The following is a 17,037-nucleotide window of genomic DNA, read 5'->3' as shown; positions in this document are numbered from 1 at the left end:
GATTGAGCTTAAGGCTACTGGTGAAGCGACTACGAGATAGTGAAATCATCTTTTCGTAATCGAAAAGATACCAACCCTGGAAGCCCAGCAATTGGGCGCCCGAGTGATATACTCTCGGTGTTCAGCACTTCGCGCAATAACGGTACGTTGGTTTCCCTGCGTTGGGCTAATGCCCGCAGCCATAGAAACATGAAAAACTTACAGCTGCTCTTTAGTTCTGCGCTTATCACCGCCACGGCTCGTTCGTTACCTACAAAACGCTTTTTAGCTTTTGCCCACATTATTAGCTGGTAAGCAGCGCGCTTTATTGCTGCGGGACTGTCCCAGGACATAGCATTCTCGTAGATGTTCACCCCGTCCATACAAGTTGAACCTAATGCGAGATCGATAGTGCAGCGCTGAGCGGCCGCTGCACTATCGAGCCAGAACAACCGGTCTTCCCCCGCGGTACGCAGCGATTCGTCGAATCGGACAGCGCTCAGCGCCGCCCAGCGATAAACCACTGTGGAAGTCTGTACTAAGTAGCTTTCGGCGAAGGCTTGGATCGCGTCTGGGCTTTCCATCTCAAAGACGGCGTTGGTCCCGATCACCCGTGACTTACCCAAACGGTTAAGAGTTCGAGCCACTTCGGGTCGCGCGTTAAAATACGTGGCGGCCTCGTTTAGTCGTTGATGATCTGACCCGTAGAAATCGGCTCGACCTGCCAACGCACGCATTGCGCGGTCCAGATGGTCCGGCGCCCATACGTCATCCGAATCTAGAAACGCAACGAAATCCGGGGGATTGTCAGTCAATCGATCTAACGCCGTGTTACGGGCGGATCCTGGACCGCCGTTGCTTTGGGTAATCACTTCCCATTCAGCGTCCATGATAAAGCCAGTTTCCGCTAATTCCTGTTCGGCGGAGAGCGGTGACGCATCGTCAACAATTATTACCCTGACTGCCGTACTTTCAATAACTTGCTGGCGGACAGAATCTAATGCGCGCGTCAATACGCCGGATTTTAATTGGTAAAACGGTATAATAATCGCGACACTGGTCATTAACAGACTCCTTCAGAGTCAAATTGGCGCAAGTTTTCAGCTTGGCTTTTCCGTTCGTTGGCTTAGTACGCAACTGCTAGCGCGCACCTTTATCGTTCTGCCAATACCGGTGTCTGATGGCTAACTCGGCACAACGCTGCTGTAGACAGTTGGTGATAACCTCATCAACGTTGGTTGCATTGAGGCCGCAGCGGTCACCGACAATGGTGTCGTGGGTCATCGCTTCGCGAAACTGCATAACTGGCGATATCGCGCGACCGGGATCAGTGTGGTCATCCATCGCGGCAGGGTGCCTCAGATGGCAACGCACGTCCAGACTATAGCCGTCCTCCCGTTTTCAGCGCTGCCGTGACAGGGCAAGTCCGCACGGTGAGCGACAGAGTGGATAAAATTTCGAACACCGCCACCGGCCGCAATCCCAATACGATAGCGGCCGGTAGGGATACTGTGCGTCCACACAGCAACCGACGAGTTGGCACTCGTCAAGCATGGCGGGCCAGCCGCTAACGCCCCACACCTAATCGCCAGTCGCAATCGGGCGACACGCGGTGCCCGGCGATCCCGTCGACCTGGCGCGCCAGCCTGACAATCCGCACGACAACGTGGCCATCGCGATCTTCACGACGACCAGCAAGACGTGTGTTGGTTACCTGGGGCGGGTGAAGGCGCAGTGGATCGGGAGCAAGATGAACCGGCGCGTCGAGGTAACAGCGATCTATGAGCGCATCTGGAGCACTGGAATGAACGGCTCTCCGGTCGGGTTGGTGCTCCGCATAAATATGGACGGCGAAATACCAGAGGTGTCCGCGGTAGACGGCGATGTGGTATCCGGGGTGGGACAGTCCGGGCCGGACTGTCGATGACGTTCGGCGCCAACATCAGGGCAAGATATATGATGTGATACAGTCCGAAAAACGATAAAAATACAGTGTAATATCGACGGACAATGTCAGGTATTGAGGTAGCTTCCGTCGCTACCATTCCGGAACACATCGGAACGCGTGCAAGCCGCGGTATCGACAGGCGCATTCGATCACCAACAGCGAAAAACTCGTCTTAGCGATCTCCGCGCAGGCTCCTAAGGCTGGGCCGATCGGTAAGCCTTCGTGACATTCTTATCCTGTCATTGAGCGGCGACCGGCGGGAGAGACGAGTATGCGCGACAAACGCCCTGATGGGATCACCGATTATACCGGTCCGGCCGGCGGCTGGGGCGCGCTGAAGGCGGTTGCCGTCTCGCTCAAGGCGCAGCAGATTGTCGTGCGCGGCGGCCAGACGCTGCTAAAGTCGAACCAGCCCGACGGCTTCGATTGCCCGAGCTGCGCATGGCCCGACCCGAAACATACCTCCTCGTTCGAATTCTGCGAGAACGGCGCCAAGGCCGTCGCGTGGGAATCGACCGCCAAGACGATCGGCGCCGACTTCTTCGCCACGCATAGCGTGTCCGACATCTGGAAGCAGAGCGATCACTGGATCGAGGACCAGGGCCGTGTCACCGAACCGCTCCGCTACAACGCCGCCACCGATCACTATGAGGTCGTGAGCTGGGCGGATGCCATGCGCGAGATCGGTGCAGGTCTCGCCGCCGTCCCCGATCCCAACCAAGCCGAGTTCTACACCTCGGGTCGCTGCTCGAACGAGGCGGCGTTCCTGTTCCAGCTGTTCGTGCGGCTGTACGGCACCAACAACTTTCCCGACTGCTCGAACATGTGCCACGAGGCGACCTCCGTCGGGCTGCCGAAGTCGATCGGTATCGGCAAGGGCACCGTCAGCCTCGAGGATTTCGACCACGCCGACCTGATCCTCTCTATCGGCCACAATCCCGGCACCAACCACCCGCGGATGATGGCGACGTTGCGCGAAGTGTCGAAGCGCGGCGGCAAGATCATCGTGTTCAACCCGCTCAAGGAACGCTCGCTCGAACGCTTCGAATCGCCGCAGTCGGTGGTCGAGATGGCGACGATGTCGGCAACCCCGATCGCCAGCAGCTATTACCAGGTGAAGGTCGGCGGCGACGCAGCCGCGCTGAAGGGCATCGCCAAGGCGCTGGTCGCGCTCGACGAGGCGGCCAAGGTGTCCGGTGGCGAGCGCGCGCTCGATCACGCATTCATCGCCGAGCATACCGCCGGGCTCGACGACTATATCGCCGATCTCGCCACCACCGAATGGGCGGATATCGAGCGCTCCAGCGGCCTCTCCCGCAGTGATCTCGAGGAAGTCGCGCTCGCCTATTCGAAGTCGAAGTCGACGATCTGCTGCTACGGCATGGGCGTCACGCAGCACCGCACCGGCACGACCAACGTCCAGCAGATCGCGAACTTGCTTCTCCTGCGCGGCAACATGGGCCGGCCAGGCGCGGGCATCTGCCCCTTGCGGGGCCACAGCAACGTACAGGGCGACCGTACCGTAGGGATCACCGAGCGGCCGATGCCCTTGCTGCTCGACAACATGCGCGACGTGTTCGGGTTCGAGCCGCCACGCGATCACGGTCATTCGGTGGTCGAGAGCATCGCGTCGATGCGCGACGGCCATGCCAAGGCGATCGTCTGCCTCGGCGGTAACCTCGCCATCGCCTCGTCCGATCCGCAGGCGTGCGCGGAGGGCTTCCGCAACCTGGATCTCGCGGTCCACATCACCACCAAGCTCAACCGCACGCAGTTGCTGATGGCGAAGTCGACCTACGTCCTGCCGTGTCTCGGCCGGACCGAGCTCGACATGCAAGCGACCGGCCAGCAGTCGGTGACGGTCGAAGATTCGATGTCGATGGTCCACGCCTCGCGCGGCTTCCTGATGCCGCCGGGCGACAACGTGAAGTCGGAGATCTGGATCGTCGGCGAGATCGCCAAGGCGACCTTCGCCGCCAAGGGCCGCGCGCCGGTCGAGATCGACTGGGACGCCTATGTCGGCGACTACAGCCTGATCCGTGACAAGATCGAGGCGGTGTTCCCCGCGTTCGCCGACTACAACGCACGGATCCGCAAGCCGGGCGGCTTCCACCTGCCGAACTCGGCGGCGATGCGCGAGTGGAAGACGGACAGCGGCAAGGCGAACTTCATCGTCGCCAATGGCGTCGAGGAGGATGAGAGCGCGGGCGATCCGACCGTGCTGCGGCTCACCACGCTGCGCGCGCACGATCAGTACAACACCACCGTCTACAGCCTCGACGACCGCTATCGTGGCGTGTTCGGGCGCCGCGACATCCTGTTCATGAACGAGCGCGACATGGCGCGGCTTGGGCACAAGGAGGGCGACGTCGTCGACATCGCCACCGCGCTTCACTTCGCACGCGCCGACCGTGTCGTGCAGAAGCTGATGCTGGTCCGCTACGCGCTGCCCGACGGCTGCGTCGCCTCCTACTACCCCGAGACGCAGCCGCTGATCGCGCTCGAGGATCACGATCCGCAGAGCTTCACCCCTTCTTACAAATCCATCCCGGTGACCGTCCGTCCCGCCGCCGCCGACATGGGTTCGGATCGCGGCGTGGTGCGCGCGGGGATCGTCGGGCACGAGAGTAAAGTCCCCGCATGAGCACCGGCTATTCGTCGACGATCGACACCTATGCGACCCTAGCGGCGACCAAGGCGGAGGCGTTGCGGCGCTCTCCCGCGGGGTTCTTCGCCGGCGCGATCCTAGCGGGCACGTATATCGGCATCGCGATGATTCTTGCGCTCAGCACGGGCTCGGGGCTCGAACCCGGTGTGCGACCGTTGGTAATGGGCGCAACCTTCGGGCTTGGGCTGATCCTGACCGTGTTCGCAGGCGCCGAGCTGTTCACGGGCTATGTGATGTATCTCGGCTTCGGCCTGGCGCGCCGGACGATCACGATCGGAGACGCGCTCAAGCTCGCCGTCGTCGTGTGGATCGGCAACCTTGTGGGCGGCGTCGTGCTGTCGGTGGTGTTCGCGGCGGGCGGCGGCGGGGCGATCTTCGCCAACGCCGATACGATGTTTCACGCGTACGTCCTGCACAAGGTGTCGGTCGACGCGACCGCGCTGATGGCCCGCGCGATCCTGTGCAACTGGCTCGTCTGCCTCGCGATCTGGACCGCGGCACGGATGACAGGCGACACCGCCAAGTGCATCGCGATGGCCTGGATCCTGCTCGCGTTCGTCGCCGCCGGGTTCGAGCATTCGGTCGCCAACATGACCGCGCTGACGCTCGGCCTGCTGGTGCCCAACTCGTCGATCGACCTCGCGGGCATGATCCGCAATCTTGCGATCGTCACGGTGGGTAACACGATCGGTGCCTTGGTCTTCGTCGTCGGCGGCTATCTGGTTGCGTCGAAGACGGACGCGGTACAGGCCGCCAAGTAACCGTGGTTTCGCGTAGCAGCGGCGGGCTTGCTGCTACGCGAACACGTCCCAAGGATCGTTTACCACCAGGATCGCGTCGCTGCGGGCGAGCGCGAGCAGCGTCAGGCCGTGTTCGCGCGCATGATCGATCGCCAAGCTGGTCGGGGCGGAGATCCCCACCAGCATCGGCGCACCGGCGATCAGCGCCTTGTCGACCATCTCGAAACTGATCCGGGAGGTGACGAGGATGAAGCCGTCGATCGGCTGCCCAGCGACAGCGATGCCGCCAACGAGCTTGTCGAGCGCATTGTGACGGCCGACGTCCTCATACGCCGCAACGATCCGACCTTCGCGATCGCACGCGGCCGCGGCATGGATCGCGCCCGTAGCCGCGTTGAGAGGCTGGTGAGCGCGTAAGCCACCCAGCGCGGCAAACAGTGCGTCCACAGGCGTGTCGGGCTTTGGCGGCGTCTTCGGGACCGGTTTGCGGAGCTGTTCGAGCCCGGAGATCCCGCAGAGCCCGCAACTCGTGTCGCTGGTCCGGTGCCGGACGCGGTCGTGGATGCGCCCCTTGCAGCGATCGGACAGCCCGACACGAACGATCCAGCCCGCTTCCGCCTCGAAAATATCGATATCACGCACGTCGTCGGCATTGTCCGCGAGCCGCTCGGTCAGCAAGAAGCCGGTCGTGAACTCTGCCAAGTCGGCGGGCGTCATCATCATCACCGCATAACCAAGCCCGTCGATCTCGATAGCGACAGGGACTTCGACCGCGATCGCGCGCTCGCCCGCGGTAATCGAGTCAGGCCGCAGGATCTTGATCGCTTGCGTGCGCGACGTGCTCATAGGGTATCAAGGTCCTGTGGCGTGTTGACGTTCGGGATAGGCGCACTCGCCGGGATCGGGATAGCCCCGATCGCCTCAGCCCAACCGCGCACCGATCGCCGCGGCACGGTCTCGATGTGGGTCAGCAAATTGCCAAGCAAACCCGCCTCCCAATGCCCGAGCACCGGGGCGTCAGGGCAATAGGCGGAGGCGCGATGGGACAGCGCCGTCAGCAACCCGTCCGGCAACCACGGCATGTCGCACGCGATCGTCAGCACCGACGTGAACCCGTTCGAGGCCGCATAACCGAGCGCGCCAGCTATGCCCCCCAATGGCCCGATATCCGCGCTTGGTAGGTCAGGGATCGCCCCGTCGCGTCCCGCGATCACCGCGGTCTCGACATGAGGCAACAGCAGTGCCCGCGCATGCTCAGCCAGCACGCGCCCGTCCAACACCGCCATCGCCTTGTCGGACCCGAAGCGCGACGACCGTCCTCCCGCGAGCACGACTCCGAGAATACGCTGCCCGGTCAGCGCGTCTTCTCGATCTGCACCGGCACAGATTTCGCCGCCGGAACATGGCTTTCGCGGGCATGGTGAGCAACCGGTATGAGCAGATTGCACTCGGGGTAATACGCGCCGAGGCAGCCCTCGGGGATCGCATATTCAACCACGCGCAGCTTGTTCAGGCGGCGATCCGTATTGCCACCCGCATCGCCGACCAGATCGACGTCGTCGCCATCGGTGATCCCCATCCGAAGCATGTCGCTACGGTTCATGAACACGATGTCGCGCGTGCCCTTCACGCCGCGGAAGCGGTCGTGATAGCCATAAACGGTCGTGTTGAACTGGTCGTTCGACCGCAGCGTCATTAGCCGGAAGCGGCCCTCTGCCTCCTCGAACCCGGTCACGTTCAGCGCCTGCGGGACATTGATCTCCGCCTTGCCGCTCTTCGTCTTCCACTCGCGATGCGCTGCGGGCACGCCCTTCCAGAAGCCGCCCGGCGTGAACATCTGGTCGTTGAAGTTCTTGAACAGGTCGGGATACGTCACCTCGATCGCATCACGGACGCGCGCGTAATCACGCACCCACGCATCCCAATCGAGCTTCGGATTGGGCGCCAGCGTCGCCTTGGCGATCCCCGCGACGATCGCCGGCTCGGAGAGCAAGGTCTCGGAAGCCGGCGTCGCCTTACCCTTCGACCCGTAGATCTGGCTGAACGAATCCTCGATCGACACGCTCTGCGGCCCGGTGCCCTGCATGTCCGTCTCGATCCTGCCGAGGCAGGGGAGCAGATACGACGTCTCGCCTGGCAGCAGGTGCGAACGGTTGAGCTTCGTCGCGATATGCACCGTCAGGTCGAGCGCGCGCCATTTCGGCTCCATCCGTGCATGATCGGGAATCGCCCGGACGAAATTACCACCAAGCCCGACGAACGCCTGTGCACTGCCGTCGAGCACCGCTTCGCACGCCTCGACCGTATCCCAGCCCTTCTCACGCGGTGGCTCGAACCCATATTGCACGGCAAGCTTGTCGAGCGGCGCGAGTTCGGGCTTCTCGGTGATCCCGACGGTGCGCTGGCCCTGCACGTTCGAGTGACCACGAACCGGACCCATGCCCGCACCGGGCTTGCCGATGTTGCCACGGAGCAGCATCAAATTGACGACCATGTGGACGTTGTCGATCCCGCCGACGTGCTGCGTCAGCCCCATGCCGTACACCGCGATGACCGCCTTCGACTTGGCATAGACCTTCGCCGCCGCCTCGATCTCGGTACGGGGCAGGCCGCTCTCATGCTCGATCGTCGCCCATTCGGTCGCACGCGCGACATCGGCGAACGCCTCGAACCCGGTCGTGTGCTCGGCAAGGAACGCGTGATCGAGGACGGGCAGGCCGTTGATCCGCTTGGCGTTGTCGTCGGCCTCGATCAGGTATTTGCACATCCCCATGATCGCGCCGACGTCGCCGCCAGTCTTGAGCTGGTGATATTGCGAGGCGATCGGCGTCGACTTGCCCGTCACCATCTCGATCGGGTTCTGTGGGTCCTGGAATTTCTCCAGCCCGCGCTCCTTGAGCGGATTGAACACGACGATCTCGACCCCGCGCTTCGCACAATCGCGCAACGGATGCAGGAACCGCGGGCTGTTAACGCCGGGGTTCTGCCCGAAGTAGAAGATCGCGTCGCACTTCTCATAGTCCGACAGGTGGATCGTGCCGACCGCAGAGCCGATCGCCGACTTGAGTCCCACCGAGGTCGTCTCATGGCACATGTTCGAGCTGTCGGGCAGGTTCTGACTGCCATACATCCGCGCGAGCAGGCTATACATGTACGACGTCTCGAGGCTTGCGCGACCAGACGCATAGAAGATGACCTTGGTCGGATCGTACGTCTTCAGCTTGGCGCCAATGCCCGCGAACGCCTCGTCCCAGCTGCATGCCGCATATTTGTCGGTCGCGGCATCATACTTCAACGGATGCGTGAGCCGCCCGGCCTGTTCGAGATCGAAGTCCTTCCAGCCGATCAGCTCGCTGACCGTATGCTTCTCGAAGAACGCCGGCGTCACGCGAAACGAGGTCAGCTCCCACGCGGTCGCCTTCGCCCCGTTCTCGCAGAATTCCGCGACATGCGGATGGGCCGGCTTGCCCCAGGCGCAACTGACGCATGCAAAGCCATCCGGCTTGTTCTGGCGGGCGAGCTCGCGGATCACTTCGGGCCCGACCTTCTCGCGCGCAGAAATCTCGACTAGCGACTTCATCGAGCCCCAGCCGCCTGCTGGTGCCGTGTAATCCTCGATCTCTACGGTCCGGTCGTCGCTCATGCTCATCTCCGCTTTTATTGTCCAACGCAGTGGCAAAGCTTTCGATGCAGGCGACACAGATTTACCGGCGGTTCAAATCCGGTCGCGCATCCCCTAGATGCAGTCTCGAATCTCCAAGGAACTCCGATGACGACGCACACGACCCGCATGCTTATCCTCGGCTCGGGCCCCGCCGGGCTCTCAGCCGCGATCTATGGCGCACGTGCCGGGATGGCGCCGATCGTCGTGCAGGGCATCCAGCCCGGTGGCCAGCTGACCACGACCACCGACGTCGAGAATTATCCCGGCTTCAAGGACGTGATCCAGGGCCCGTGGCTGATGGAGCAGATGCAGGCTCAGGCCGAGCATGTCGGCACGCGGATGATGTGGGACACGATCGTGCAGGTCGACCTGACCAGCCGCCCGTTCCGCCTGATCGGCGACAGCGGCGACGTGTATGAGGGCGACACGCTGGTGATTGCGACCGGCGCGCAGGCCAAATGGCTCGGCATCGACAGCGAGGAGCCGATGAAGGGCAAGGGCGTCAGCGCCTGCGCGACCTGCGACGGGTTCTTCTACCGCGGCAAGAAGGTGGCGGTGATCGGCGGCGGCAATACCGCGGTCGAGGAGGCGCTGTACCTCACCAACCATTCGCCTGACGTGACGCTGATCCACCGCCGCGACTCGCTCCGTTCGGAGAAGATCCTCCAGGAGCGGCTGTTCGCTCACAAGGGCGTGACGGTGCTCTGGAACAAGGAGGTTCGCGAGTTCGTCGACGGCGGCGGCAACGCAGGGCTGGTCGCGCTGGAGCTCGAGGATACGGTGACCGGCGAGCGCTCGCGGCTCGCGGTCGATGGCGGGTTCGTTGCGATCGGGCATCACCCAGCGACCGAGCTGTTCCGCGGCCATATCGACCTCGATTCGGACGGGTATATCTCGGTCGAGACCGGGTCGACGCGGACCAGCGTCGAGGGCGTGTTCGCGTGCGGTGATGTCGCCGACAAGGTGTACCGTCAGGCGGTGACGGCGGCGGGGACGGGCTGCATGGCGGCGCTGGACGCCGAGCGCTTCCTCGCGGCAGCAGAGTTTGCGGAGCTTGCCGAAGCGGCTGAATAAACGGCGTTATTGGGAAAGACGATCAGGCCAGGATATGCCTGATCGCGGCCTCCAGCGCGGCGCCTGCCGAGCCGGTGAAGCTGTGCGAGTCGGTGTCGATCGTCTCGGTCGCGACTGCGGTCCCGGCTACTGCCGCAAAGGCGATAGCAGTCGCGTCGCCGCGAGCTAGGATGACCGCGGCGTTGGGTCCCCAGCGTGTTAGCGCCGTCAGGACACGGACGGTTAGTGCCTCAGGTTTCGCGCGAGATATTCGCCATAAGCCTCTGAATAGATTGCGGACGTTTACCCCTCCTCGTAGGGCTCTGTGCCAAGCCCTTGGGTCGCGTAGCGCCGTCGTGTAGCGGGCGCGGATGGCGGCGGCGGGGGGGAGGTCGTCGATCGGTTCGACGACCCAGGGGTTGGCCAGGATGATCCGGTCGATGCCCGCGGATCGGCCGAACATCGCCAGCGTGGAGGCTGCGTCGCAGTTGCCGAAGCCTATCAGGTGCGTGACGTGTGGTGCCGCCGCACGGAAGGCGGCGGCGGCGGCGATCAGGTCGGGTTCGGCGGTGAGGAAGCCGCCATTGTCACCAGTCGCATCCCCGACGCCGCGGCGGTCGTAGCGGAATATGGGAATGCCCGTTTCGGCGAGGCGGTGGGCTAGCGTCGCCATGCCGCGGTGTGCGCCGCTGCGGATCTCGTTGCCGCCGGAGACGATGAGAAGGCCGGTCGTGCCGACTGCGTCGTCTAGCGTGGCGGCGAGCGTTTCGCCCTCGCAAGCGAACGTGATCAGCTCTCGCATGATGCGATCCAATGGACGATATCGTCGGCAAGTTGCTGTGCTAGAACGGTATCGTTCCCCGGTTCCGATCGGCGCCAGAGCGGCGCTCCGGTGAAGGTCGCATCGGACGGTCGAGGATCGGTATCCAGGCGCACGATCCGGCACCGTCCATCGTGGCGGGGTACGGCACTGCGGAGCTGGACAAGCATTTCCGAAGCCAGAAGATTGCCCGCATATTCGTTTTTCGAGGCACTTTCGGGCCTGCTGGCGGTGCGTGTGCGTTCGAGGTCTCGGACGAGATTAATTCCGGGCTGCGGGGCCAGATGCCAGCGACCGGCCATAGTCGCGTCGATGTCGAGCAGCGCGCCGCTTCTTATGGAGAGTGCATAGGTCTTCACGCCAAGTCGCTCGGATAGCGTGCAATAGGCTTCGCGCTGGTGGGACAGTCGTGCATCCACGGTCGCGACGAGGCTTTCGCCGGTGCCGGGGAAATCGGGGAGGATGCTGCCAATCCCGCGATCCGCAAGCGCGCGCAGGATCGTGCAGGCAAACTGCCGGGTGCGGTTCGCTTCCTCGAACAGCGGAAGCGCGGCGATGACGATCGGGCCGGTGTCAGGGCCGAACCGCAGCATCGCTTCGCGACCACGGCGCCACGCGTATTGTTCGAAGCGAAGGCCCGTCATCCGCTGGAGGCTAGACCGCCCGCTGGAGCTAGACCAGTGCCTTGGTCGCGGCGAACTGGACCAGCGCGCCGAACGTCTCGAGCATCTCGCCGTCGACTTCGTCGTCCTCGATCAGGATGCCGAGACGGTCCTCGAGTTCGGTGAGCACGCTGGCCACCGCCATCGAATCGAGCTCGGGCAATGCGCCGAACAACGGCGTATCGTGCGTGAAGGTCGCGACGCGGTCTGCGCTGAGACCGAGGATATTGGCCAGGACGGCGCGTACCGTCGTTTCGACTTGTGTGGTGCCTTCGAAGATCACGAGCATCGCCTGAACCGTTACGAACCGGGCTCCGCTAGCGTGTGGGGGTGAATTCGGCAACGGGTTGGCGCTATTAGTGGCACATGATCGCGCTCGACCCCAAGCCGTACCCCATCGACCATGTCGCCTCGCGCGGTGCGTCTGACGCCGTTGCGTTGGTCGACAAGGCGGGGGCCATGACGTTTGCCGAACTTGAGGTGGGGGTCGGCGCGCTGGCGGGGTGGTTGGTGGGGCAGGGGCTTTCGACAGGCGACCGGGTGGCGACGTGGCTGCCGAAGACGCGGGTCGCGTGCCTGATGCCGCTGGCGGTGGCGCGGGCGGGGCTGGTGCATGTGCCGGTCAATCCGCTGCTTCGGCGGGCACAGGTTGCGCATATCCTGGCGGACAGCGGCGCTCGGTTGCTGGTGACTCAGGGCGTGCGGGCTGGGACGTTGAACGATGGTGACGTTCCGGAAGGGTGTAGCGTGGTGGACGAAACTGACGCGTCACGTGTTCCCCGGCCTTCGCCGGGGAACCAGGAGGGTGGCGTTCTGGGGCCATCCGATGTGTATCCCGGCACGCTAGCCGCAATCCTCTATACGTCTGGATCAACTGGCCGGCCGAAGGGCGTGATGCTGAGCCATGCGAACCTGTGGCTCGGGGCTATCTCCGTCGCGCATTATCTGAAGCTGAAGCCAGAAGACCGGGTGCTCGGCGTCCTCCCGCTGTCGTTCGACTATGGCCAGAACCAGCTTTTCTCGACCTGGGCGGCGGGGGCGTCGGTGGCGCCGCTCGACTATCTGGTCGCGCGCGATGTCGTGAAGGCGGTCGAGCGGTTCGAGGCCACGACGCTCGCCGGCGTGCCACCGCTATGGACGCAGTTGCTCGAGGCGGAGTGGTCGGTCGAGACTGCTGCACGGTTGAAGCGGTTGACCAACTCGGGCGGCGCGCTGACGCCGCGGCTGGTGCGAGGTTTGCGCGCGCGGTTTCCGGCGGCGGATGTGTATGCGATGTACGGGCTGACCGAGGCGTTCCGGTCGACCTATCTCGACCCCGCGCTGATCGATACGCATCCCGACGCGATGGGGCAGGCGATCCCGTTTGCCGAGGTTTCGGTGGTGAAGCCCGACGGCACCCGCGCTGCGCCGGGGAAGGCGGGAGAACTCGTGCATTCGGGGCCACTCGTCGCCCAAGGCTATTGGCAGGACGCGGAGCGCACCGCGCAGCGGTTTCGGCCGGCGCCCGATGGTAACGGCATGGCGGTCTGGTCGGGGGATACCGTCGTCGAGGGCAAGGACGGCCTGCTCCGATTCGTCGGCCGCGATGACGAGATGATCAAGAGCGCAGGCAACCGGATCAGTCCGCTCGAAATCGAGGAGGCCGTACTGGCAGGCGGCGAGGCGCGCGAGGCGGTCGCGGTCGGCGTGCCGGACGAGCGGCTGGGGCAGGCGATCGTCGTGATGCTGGCGGGGGATACGAGCGAGGAAGCGTCGTTGCGGGCGCGATTGCGGACTGCTCTGCCGAGCTTCATGCAGCCGGGTGTGTATTTATGGCGCGAGGAATTACCGCGTAATGCCAATGGGAAGCTGGACAGGTCTGCCATTGCGTCGGAGGTAAAAGCTTGTTCTCCCGCAGAGGCGGGAGCCCAGTCTGGGCCCCCGCCTTCGCGGGGGAACAAGGAAGGGAGCGCGTCATGAAACCGATGGGTGCTCTTCCTCGGGAGTTCGCGCAGCGGGATGGTCCGCTGAAGATCGGCGGACGGACGGCCGACGACTGGGCCGTGCACGCCAGCGACACGCCGCTGTTCGTCTACGACATGGCGATCGTCGCTGCCCGCATCGCGCGGTTCCGCGCGGCGATGCCGGGGATCGATCTGCACTACGCGATCAAGGCCAATCCGCACGCCGACCTGTTGACCGCGATCGCGCCGCTGGTCGACGGGCTCGATGTCGCTTCCGCGGGCGAGCTTGAAAAGGCGCTGACCTTCAAACCCGCGCAGTCGATCAGCTTTGCCGGGCCGGGCAAACGCGACGACGAACTCGCCGCCGCGATCACCGCGGGCGCGACCCTCAACATCGAGTCGGAAGGCGAGGCTGCGCGTGCGTTCGCTATCGGCGGGCGGCTTGGCTTGAAGCCGCGGATGGCGGTCCGCGTGAACCCGGATATCGAGTTGCGCGGCTCGGGGATGCGGATGGGCGGGCGCGCATCGCCGTTCGGGGTCGATGCGTCGCGGGCCGCCGCGCTCGTCAAAGCTATTTTAGAGGCGGGCGCGGACTGGCGCGGGTTTCATATCTATGCCGGCAGCCAGGCGCTCGATCCCGCAGCCATCATCGAGACTCAGGCCGCGACGATCGCACTCGCGGCGCGGTTGGCGGAAGAGGCTGGCGTCGCGCCGCCGTTCGTCAACCTCGGCGGTGGTTTCGGCGTGCCGTATTTCGCAGGCGACGTGGCGCTCGACGTCGAGCGGGTCGGCGATGCGTTGGGCGAATCGCTCGCTTCGCGCCCGGTCATCCTCGGCGAAACGCGCTTCGCCATCGAACTGGGCCGCTGGCTCGTCGCGGAGTCGGGCGTCTACCTGACCCGCGTCGTCGACATAAAGCAAAGCCAGGGCGAGACCTTCGTCGTCGTCGACGGCGGCCTTAACCACCAGCTCGCCGCCAGTGGCAATTTCGGCACCGTCGTCCGCCGCAACTACCCGATCGCGGTCGCCGCGCGGATGGGCCAGGAGGCCGCGGACACCGTGTCCGTCGTCGGTCCGCTCTGCACCCCGCTCGACCGGCTCGGCGACAAGGTCGCGCTCCCCCCCGTCCATGTCGGCGACCTCATCGCGATCTTCATGGCGGGCGCCTACGGGGCGAGCGCCAGCCCGAGCGCGTTTCTGGGGCATCCACCCGCGTCCGAGATCGTTACTGGTATATAAGGCGCAGTTGCAGTGCCTTGGCGGGGCATGGTTACGGGGCGCTCCTAACGCTATCTTCACCTGTTACTTGCATAGCGAAGGCTGAGTTAGCCGCCCGTCGGGCAACCGATGGACGGTGCGGCGCCAGGAGAAAGTTACCCATGCGTTCCGGATCTGTATCGAAATCCCTGCTGACCCTAGGCCTCGCCGCGACCACGCTCGGCGCGTGCACGACCGGCAGCACGCCGCCCGCGTTGCCGCCCGCTTCGTTCGTCGCGAACCAGGAACTGCCTGGTGAGGAATATGTGATCGGCCCGCTCGATCAGCTCAACATCTTCGTCTGGCGCAATCCAGAGCTGTCGTCGAAGGTCCAGGTGCGTCCTGACGGCCGGATCACGACGCCGTTGATCAACGACCTGCCCGCGGTCGGCAAGACGCCGGCGATGCTCAGCGACGACATCAAGAAGGCGCTGGGGGCCTATATCAAGGACCCGATCGTCTCGGTGATCGTCGAGAATTTCAGCGGCACCTACAGCCAGCAGGTCCGCATCGTCGGCGCGACCGAAAAGCCCGCGTCGATCCCGTACCGCGCCAACATGACGCTGCTCGATGCGATGATCGCGGTCGGTGGGCTCAGCCAGTATGCGGCGGGCAACAAGGCGCGACTGGTGCGCTACGATCGCGCGACCGGCAAGCAGACCGAGTTCGGGTTGCAGATCAACAACCTGCTCAAGAAGGGCGATTCGTCGGCCAACGTCCGGCTCGCGCCGGGCGACGTGATCATCATTCCCGAATCGATGTTCTGAGGCGATCGGGATGAACGGGATCTACGACGAGGTGCGGATCGCGCTGCATGCGATCTGGACGCGGCGCTGGCTGGCGCTCGCGGTGGCATGGGGCGTGTGCGTGCTCGGCTGGCTGGTCGTGTCGCAGATCCCGAGCCGCTACGATTCGACCGCGCGCGTATTCGTGCAGATGCAGACGATCCTGCCTTCGGGCATGGACGGCGTGCCCCAGGTCGCGCCGATGACGGTCGACACGATCCGCACGACGCTGATCTCCGCGGTGAACCTCGAAAAGGTCGTGCGCGGCACCGATCTCGCGAACACCGTGTCGAGCGACCGCGACGTCGCCGACCGCGTCGCGGCGCTGGCCCCGAACATCAAGATCGTGTCGCAACAGGATAATCTGTTCCAGATCACGACGAGCGCCGCGACCCCGAAGCTCGCACGCCAGATCACGCAGAAGCTGATCGACCTGTTCGTCGAGCAGAACCTCGCCGGCGATCGCTCGAAGACGACGCAGAGCCTGACCTTCCTCGACCAGCAACTCGCCTCCCGCCAGAAGCAGCTCGCCGATGCCGAGGCCAAGCGTGCCGACTTCCAGAATCGCTATCTCGGCGCTCTCCCCGGCACGGGTTCGGTCAGCGACCGGATCAGCGCGGCGCGGTCGCAGATGTCGCAGGTCGACGGCGATCTCGCCGCCGCGCAATCGAGCCTTGCCGCGGTTCAGGGCCAGATGGCCGGGACGCCGGCAACGGTCGCGGGGACGGGGGGCGTCGCTGGCGCGGCCGGGCCGGCGCGCGCACGGCTCCAGGCGATCCAGGGTCAGCTTGCCGACGCCCGCGCGCGCGGCTATACCGAGAACCACCCCGACGTGATCGCGCTGAAGAGCCAGCTCGCATCGGCCACCGCGGCCGCGCGCAGCGAGCCGCTGGCGGGCGGCAATGCAGGGGGCAGTGCGCAGAACCCGCTCTACGCGTCGCTCCAGTCGATGGTCGCGGATCGCACCGCCACCGTCGCCTCGCTGCGGATGCGGCGCAGCCAGTTGCAGGGCGATCTCGACCTGCTCAATTCGAAGCTGTCGGGCGATCCGGAAGTCGCCGCCGAACAGGGCTCGATCGATCGCGATTATCAGGTGCTGAAGGACCAGTACGACGCGCTGCTCAAACAGCGCGAGCAGACCGCGATCGTGGGTCAAGCGCAGTCGCAGAGCGACCACGTGAAGTTCAGCGTGATCGATCCCCCGACGATGCCGAGCAAGCCGAGCGCGCCGAACAGATTGCTGCTACTCACGGGGGTTCTGATCGCGGGACTCGCGGCGGGAATCGGCGCGGCCTTCGCGATGGGGCAGCTGCGATCCACGTTCGCGACGACCGCGCGGCTCGAAAAGGCGGCAGGCATGCCGGTGATCGGGTCGATCGGCGAAGTGGTGACGCGCGTGCAATCCGGCCAGCGTCGGCACAAGTTGAAGATGTTCCTGGGCGGTACGGCCGCACTGGGCGTCGCCTATGTCTTGTTGCTGGGGGTAGAGATCCTCCAGCGTGGGCTGGCGGCATAGGG

15 protein-coding genes are annotated in these 17,037 nt (G+C 64.4%); 8 read left to right on the top strand and 7 right to left on the bottom strand.

Translation table 11 applies throughout. The annotated features are described in order from the left end of the window. Positions 1-29: 29 nt before the first annotated feature. A complete protein-coding gene (locus AC1MH0_RS04310) occupies positions 30-1,043 on the bottom strand; it encodes a glycosyltransferase family A protein (RefSeq protein WP_480964860.1) in 1,014 nt (337 codons plus the stop codon). A 548-nt stretch (positions 1,044-1,591) separates the two neighbouring features. On the opposite strand from AC1MH0_RS04310, the gene AC1MH0_RS04305 reads away from it, so the two are divergent. The 3 genes from AC1MH0_RS04305 (at position 1,592) to AC1MH0_RS04295 (ending at position 5,356) form a co-directional block, all read left to right on the top strand. Beyond that, a complete protein-coding gene (locus tag AC1MH0_RS04305; protein WP_480964859.1) occupies positions 1,592-1,906 on the top strand; it encodes an HIRAN domain-containing protein in 315 nt (104 codons plus the stop codon). A 292-nt stretch (positions 1,907-2,198) separates the two neighbouring features. Continuing rightward, positions 2,199-4,571 carry an FdhF/YdeP family oxidoreductase gene (locus AC1MH0_RS04300; protein ID WP_480964858.1) on the top strand — a complete coding sequence of 791 codons (2,373 nt, stop codon included), beginning with the start codon at positions 2,199-2,201 and terminating at the stop codon, positions 4,569-4,571. Next, positions 4,568-5,356: a formate/nitrite transporter family protein gene (locus tag AC1MH0_RS04295; protein ID WP_192977044.1), complete on the top strand. Its 789-nt coding sequence runs from the start codon at positions 4,568-4,570 to the stop codon at positions 5,354-5,356. The genes AC1MH0_RS04300 and AC1MH0_RS04295 overlap by 4 nt, the downstream gene beginning before the upstream one ends. A gap of 33 nt (positions 5,357-5,389) precedes the next feature. Here AC1MH0_RS04295 and fdhD read toward each other — a convergent pair whose 3' ends face one another. Genes fdhD through AC1MH0_RS04280 form a run of 3 tightly spaced genes read right to left on the bottom strand, consistent with a single transcriptional unit; the run spans position 5,390 to position 8,978 of the window. After that, a complete protein-coding gene (gene fdhD / locus AC1MH0_RS04290) occupies positions 5,390-6,181 on the bottom strand; it encodes a formate dehydrogenase accessory sulfurtransferase FdhD (RefSeq protein ID WP_480964857.1) in 792 nt (263 codons plus the stop codon). Beyond that, positions 6,178-6,666, bottom strand: coding sequence for a molybdenum cofactor guanylyltransferase (gene mobA / locus AC1MH0_RS04285; RefSeq protein ID WP_480964856.1), 489 nt, complete (start codon positions 6,664-6,666; stop codon positions 6,178-6,180). Before mobA ends, fdhD begins: the two co-directional genes overlap by 4 nt. A 23-nt stretch (positions 6,667-6,689) precedes the next feature. Then, positions 6,690-8,978 (bottom strand): FdhF/YdeP family oxidoreductase, encoded by a 2,289-nt coding sequence (locus AC1MH0_RS04280; RefSeq protein WP_480964855.1) that lies wholly within the window; start codon positions 8,976-8,978, stop codon positions 6,690-6,692. A gap of 126 nt (positions 8,979-9,104) precedes the next feature. Between AC1MH0_RS04280 and trxB the strand changes: the two genes are divergently transcribed. Beyond that, a complete protein-coding gene (trxB, locus tag AC1MH0_RS04275) occupies positions 9,105-10,073 on the top strand; it encodes a thioredoxin-disulfide reductase (RefSeq protein ID WP_056048273.1) in 969 nt (322 codons plus the stop codon). A gap of 22 nt (positions 10,074-10,095) precedes the next feature. Here the strand turns inward: trxB and AC1MH0_RS04270 are convergent, their stop codons facing one another. Genes AC1MH0_RS04270 through AC1MH0_RS04260 form a run of 3 tightly spaced genes read right to left on the bottom strand, consistent with a single transcriptional unit; the run spans position 10,096 to position 11,823 of the window. After that, positions 10,096-10,854, bottom strand: a complete 759-nt coding sequence (locus tag AC1MH0_RS04270; RefSeq protein ID WP_480964854.1) for a hydrolase 1, exosortase A system-associated — start codon at positions 10,852-10,854, stop codon at positions 10,096-10,098. Then, positions 10,842-11,516: a hypothetical protein gene (locus AC1MH0_RS04265; protein ID WP_480964853.1), complete on the bottom strand. Its 675-nt coding sequence runs from the start codon at positions 11,514-11,516 to the stop codon at positions 10,842-10,844. The genes AC1MH0_RS04270 and AC1MH0_RS04265 overlap by 13 nt, the downstream gene beginning before the upstream one ends. Before the next feature lie 28 nt (positions 11,517-11,544). Beyond that, on the bottom strand, positions 11,545-11,823 hold the full coding sequence (locus AC1MH0_RS04260; protein WP_480964852.1) for an acyl carrier protein: 279 nt from the start codon (positions 11,821-11,823) through the stop codon (positions 11,545-11,547). A 77-nt stretch (positions 11,824-11,900) separates the two neighbouring features. Here AC1MH0_RS04260 and AC1MH0_RS04255 point away from each other — a divergent pair, with 77 nt between their 5' ends. The 4 genes from AC1MH0_RS04255 (at position 11,901) to AC1MH0_RS04240 (ending at position 17,035) form a co-directional block, all read left to right on the top strand. Next, positions 11,901-13,493, top strand: coding sequence for an acyl-CoA ligase (AMP-forming), exosortase A system-associated (locus tag AC1MH0_RS04255; protein ID WP_480964851.1), 1,593 nt, complete (start codon positions 11,901-11,903; stop codon positions 13,491-13,493). After that, positions 13,490-14,716, top strand: coding sequence for a pyridoxal-dependent decarboxylase, exosortase A system-associated (locus tag AC1MH0_RS04250; RefSeq protein ID WP_480964850.1), 1,227 nt, complete (start codon positions 13,490-13,492; stop codon positions 14,714-14,716). The genes AC1MH0_RS04255 and AC1MH0_RS04250 overlap by 4 nt, the downstream gene beginning before the upstream one ends. Positions 14,717-14,856: 140 nt before the next feature. Beyond that, positions 14,857-15,501 (top strand): XrtA/PEP-CTERM system exopolysaccharide export protein, encoded by a 645-nt coding sequence (locus AC1MH0_RS04245; protein ID WP_480964849.1) that lies wholly within the window; start codon positions 14,857-14,859, stop codon positions 15,499-15,501. 10 nt (positions 15,502-15,511) lie between these two features. Further along, the gene (locus AC1MH0_RS04240) at positions 15,512-17,035 is read left to right on the top strand and encodes an XrtA system polysaccharide chain length determinant (RefSeq protein ID WP_480964848.1); all 1,524 of its coding nucleotides are present in this window, start codon (positions 15,512-15,514) and stop codon (positions 17,033-17,035) included. Positions 17,036-17,037: the final 2 nt, after the last annotated feature.

The sequence above is a fragment of the Sphingomonas sp. AP28 genome (assembly GCF_056680455.1).
This window is presented reverse-complemented; position numbering and strand designations above follow the sequence as displayed.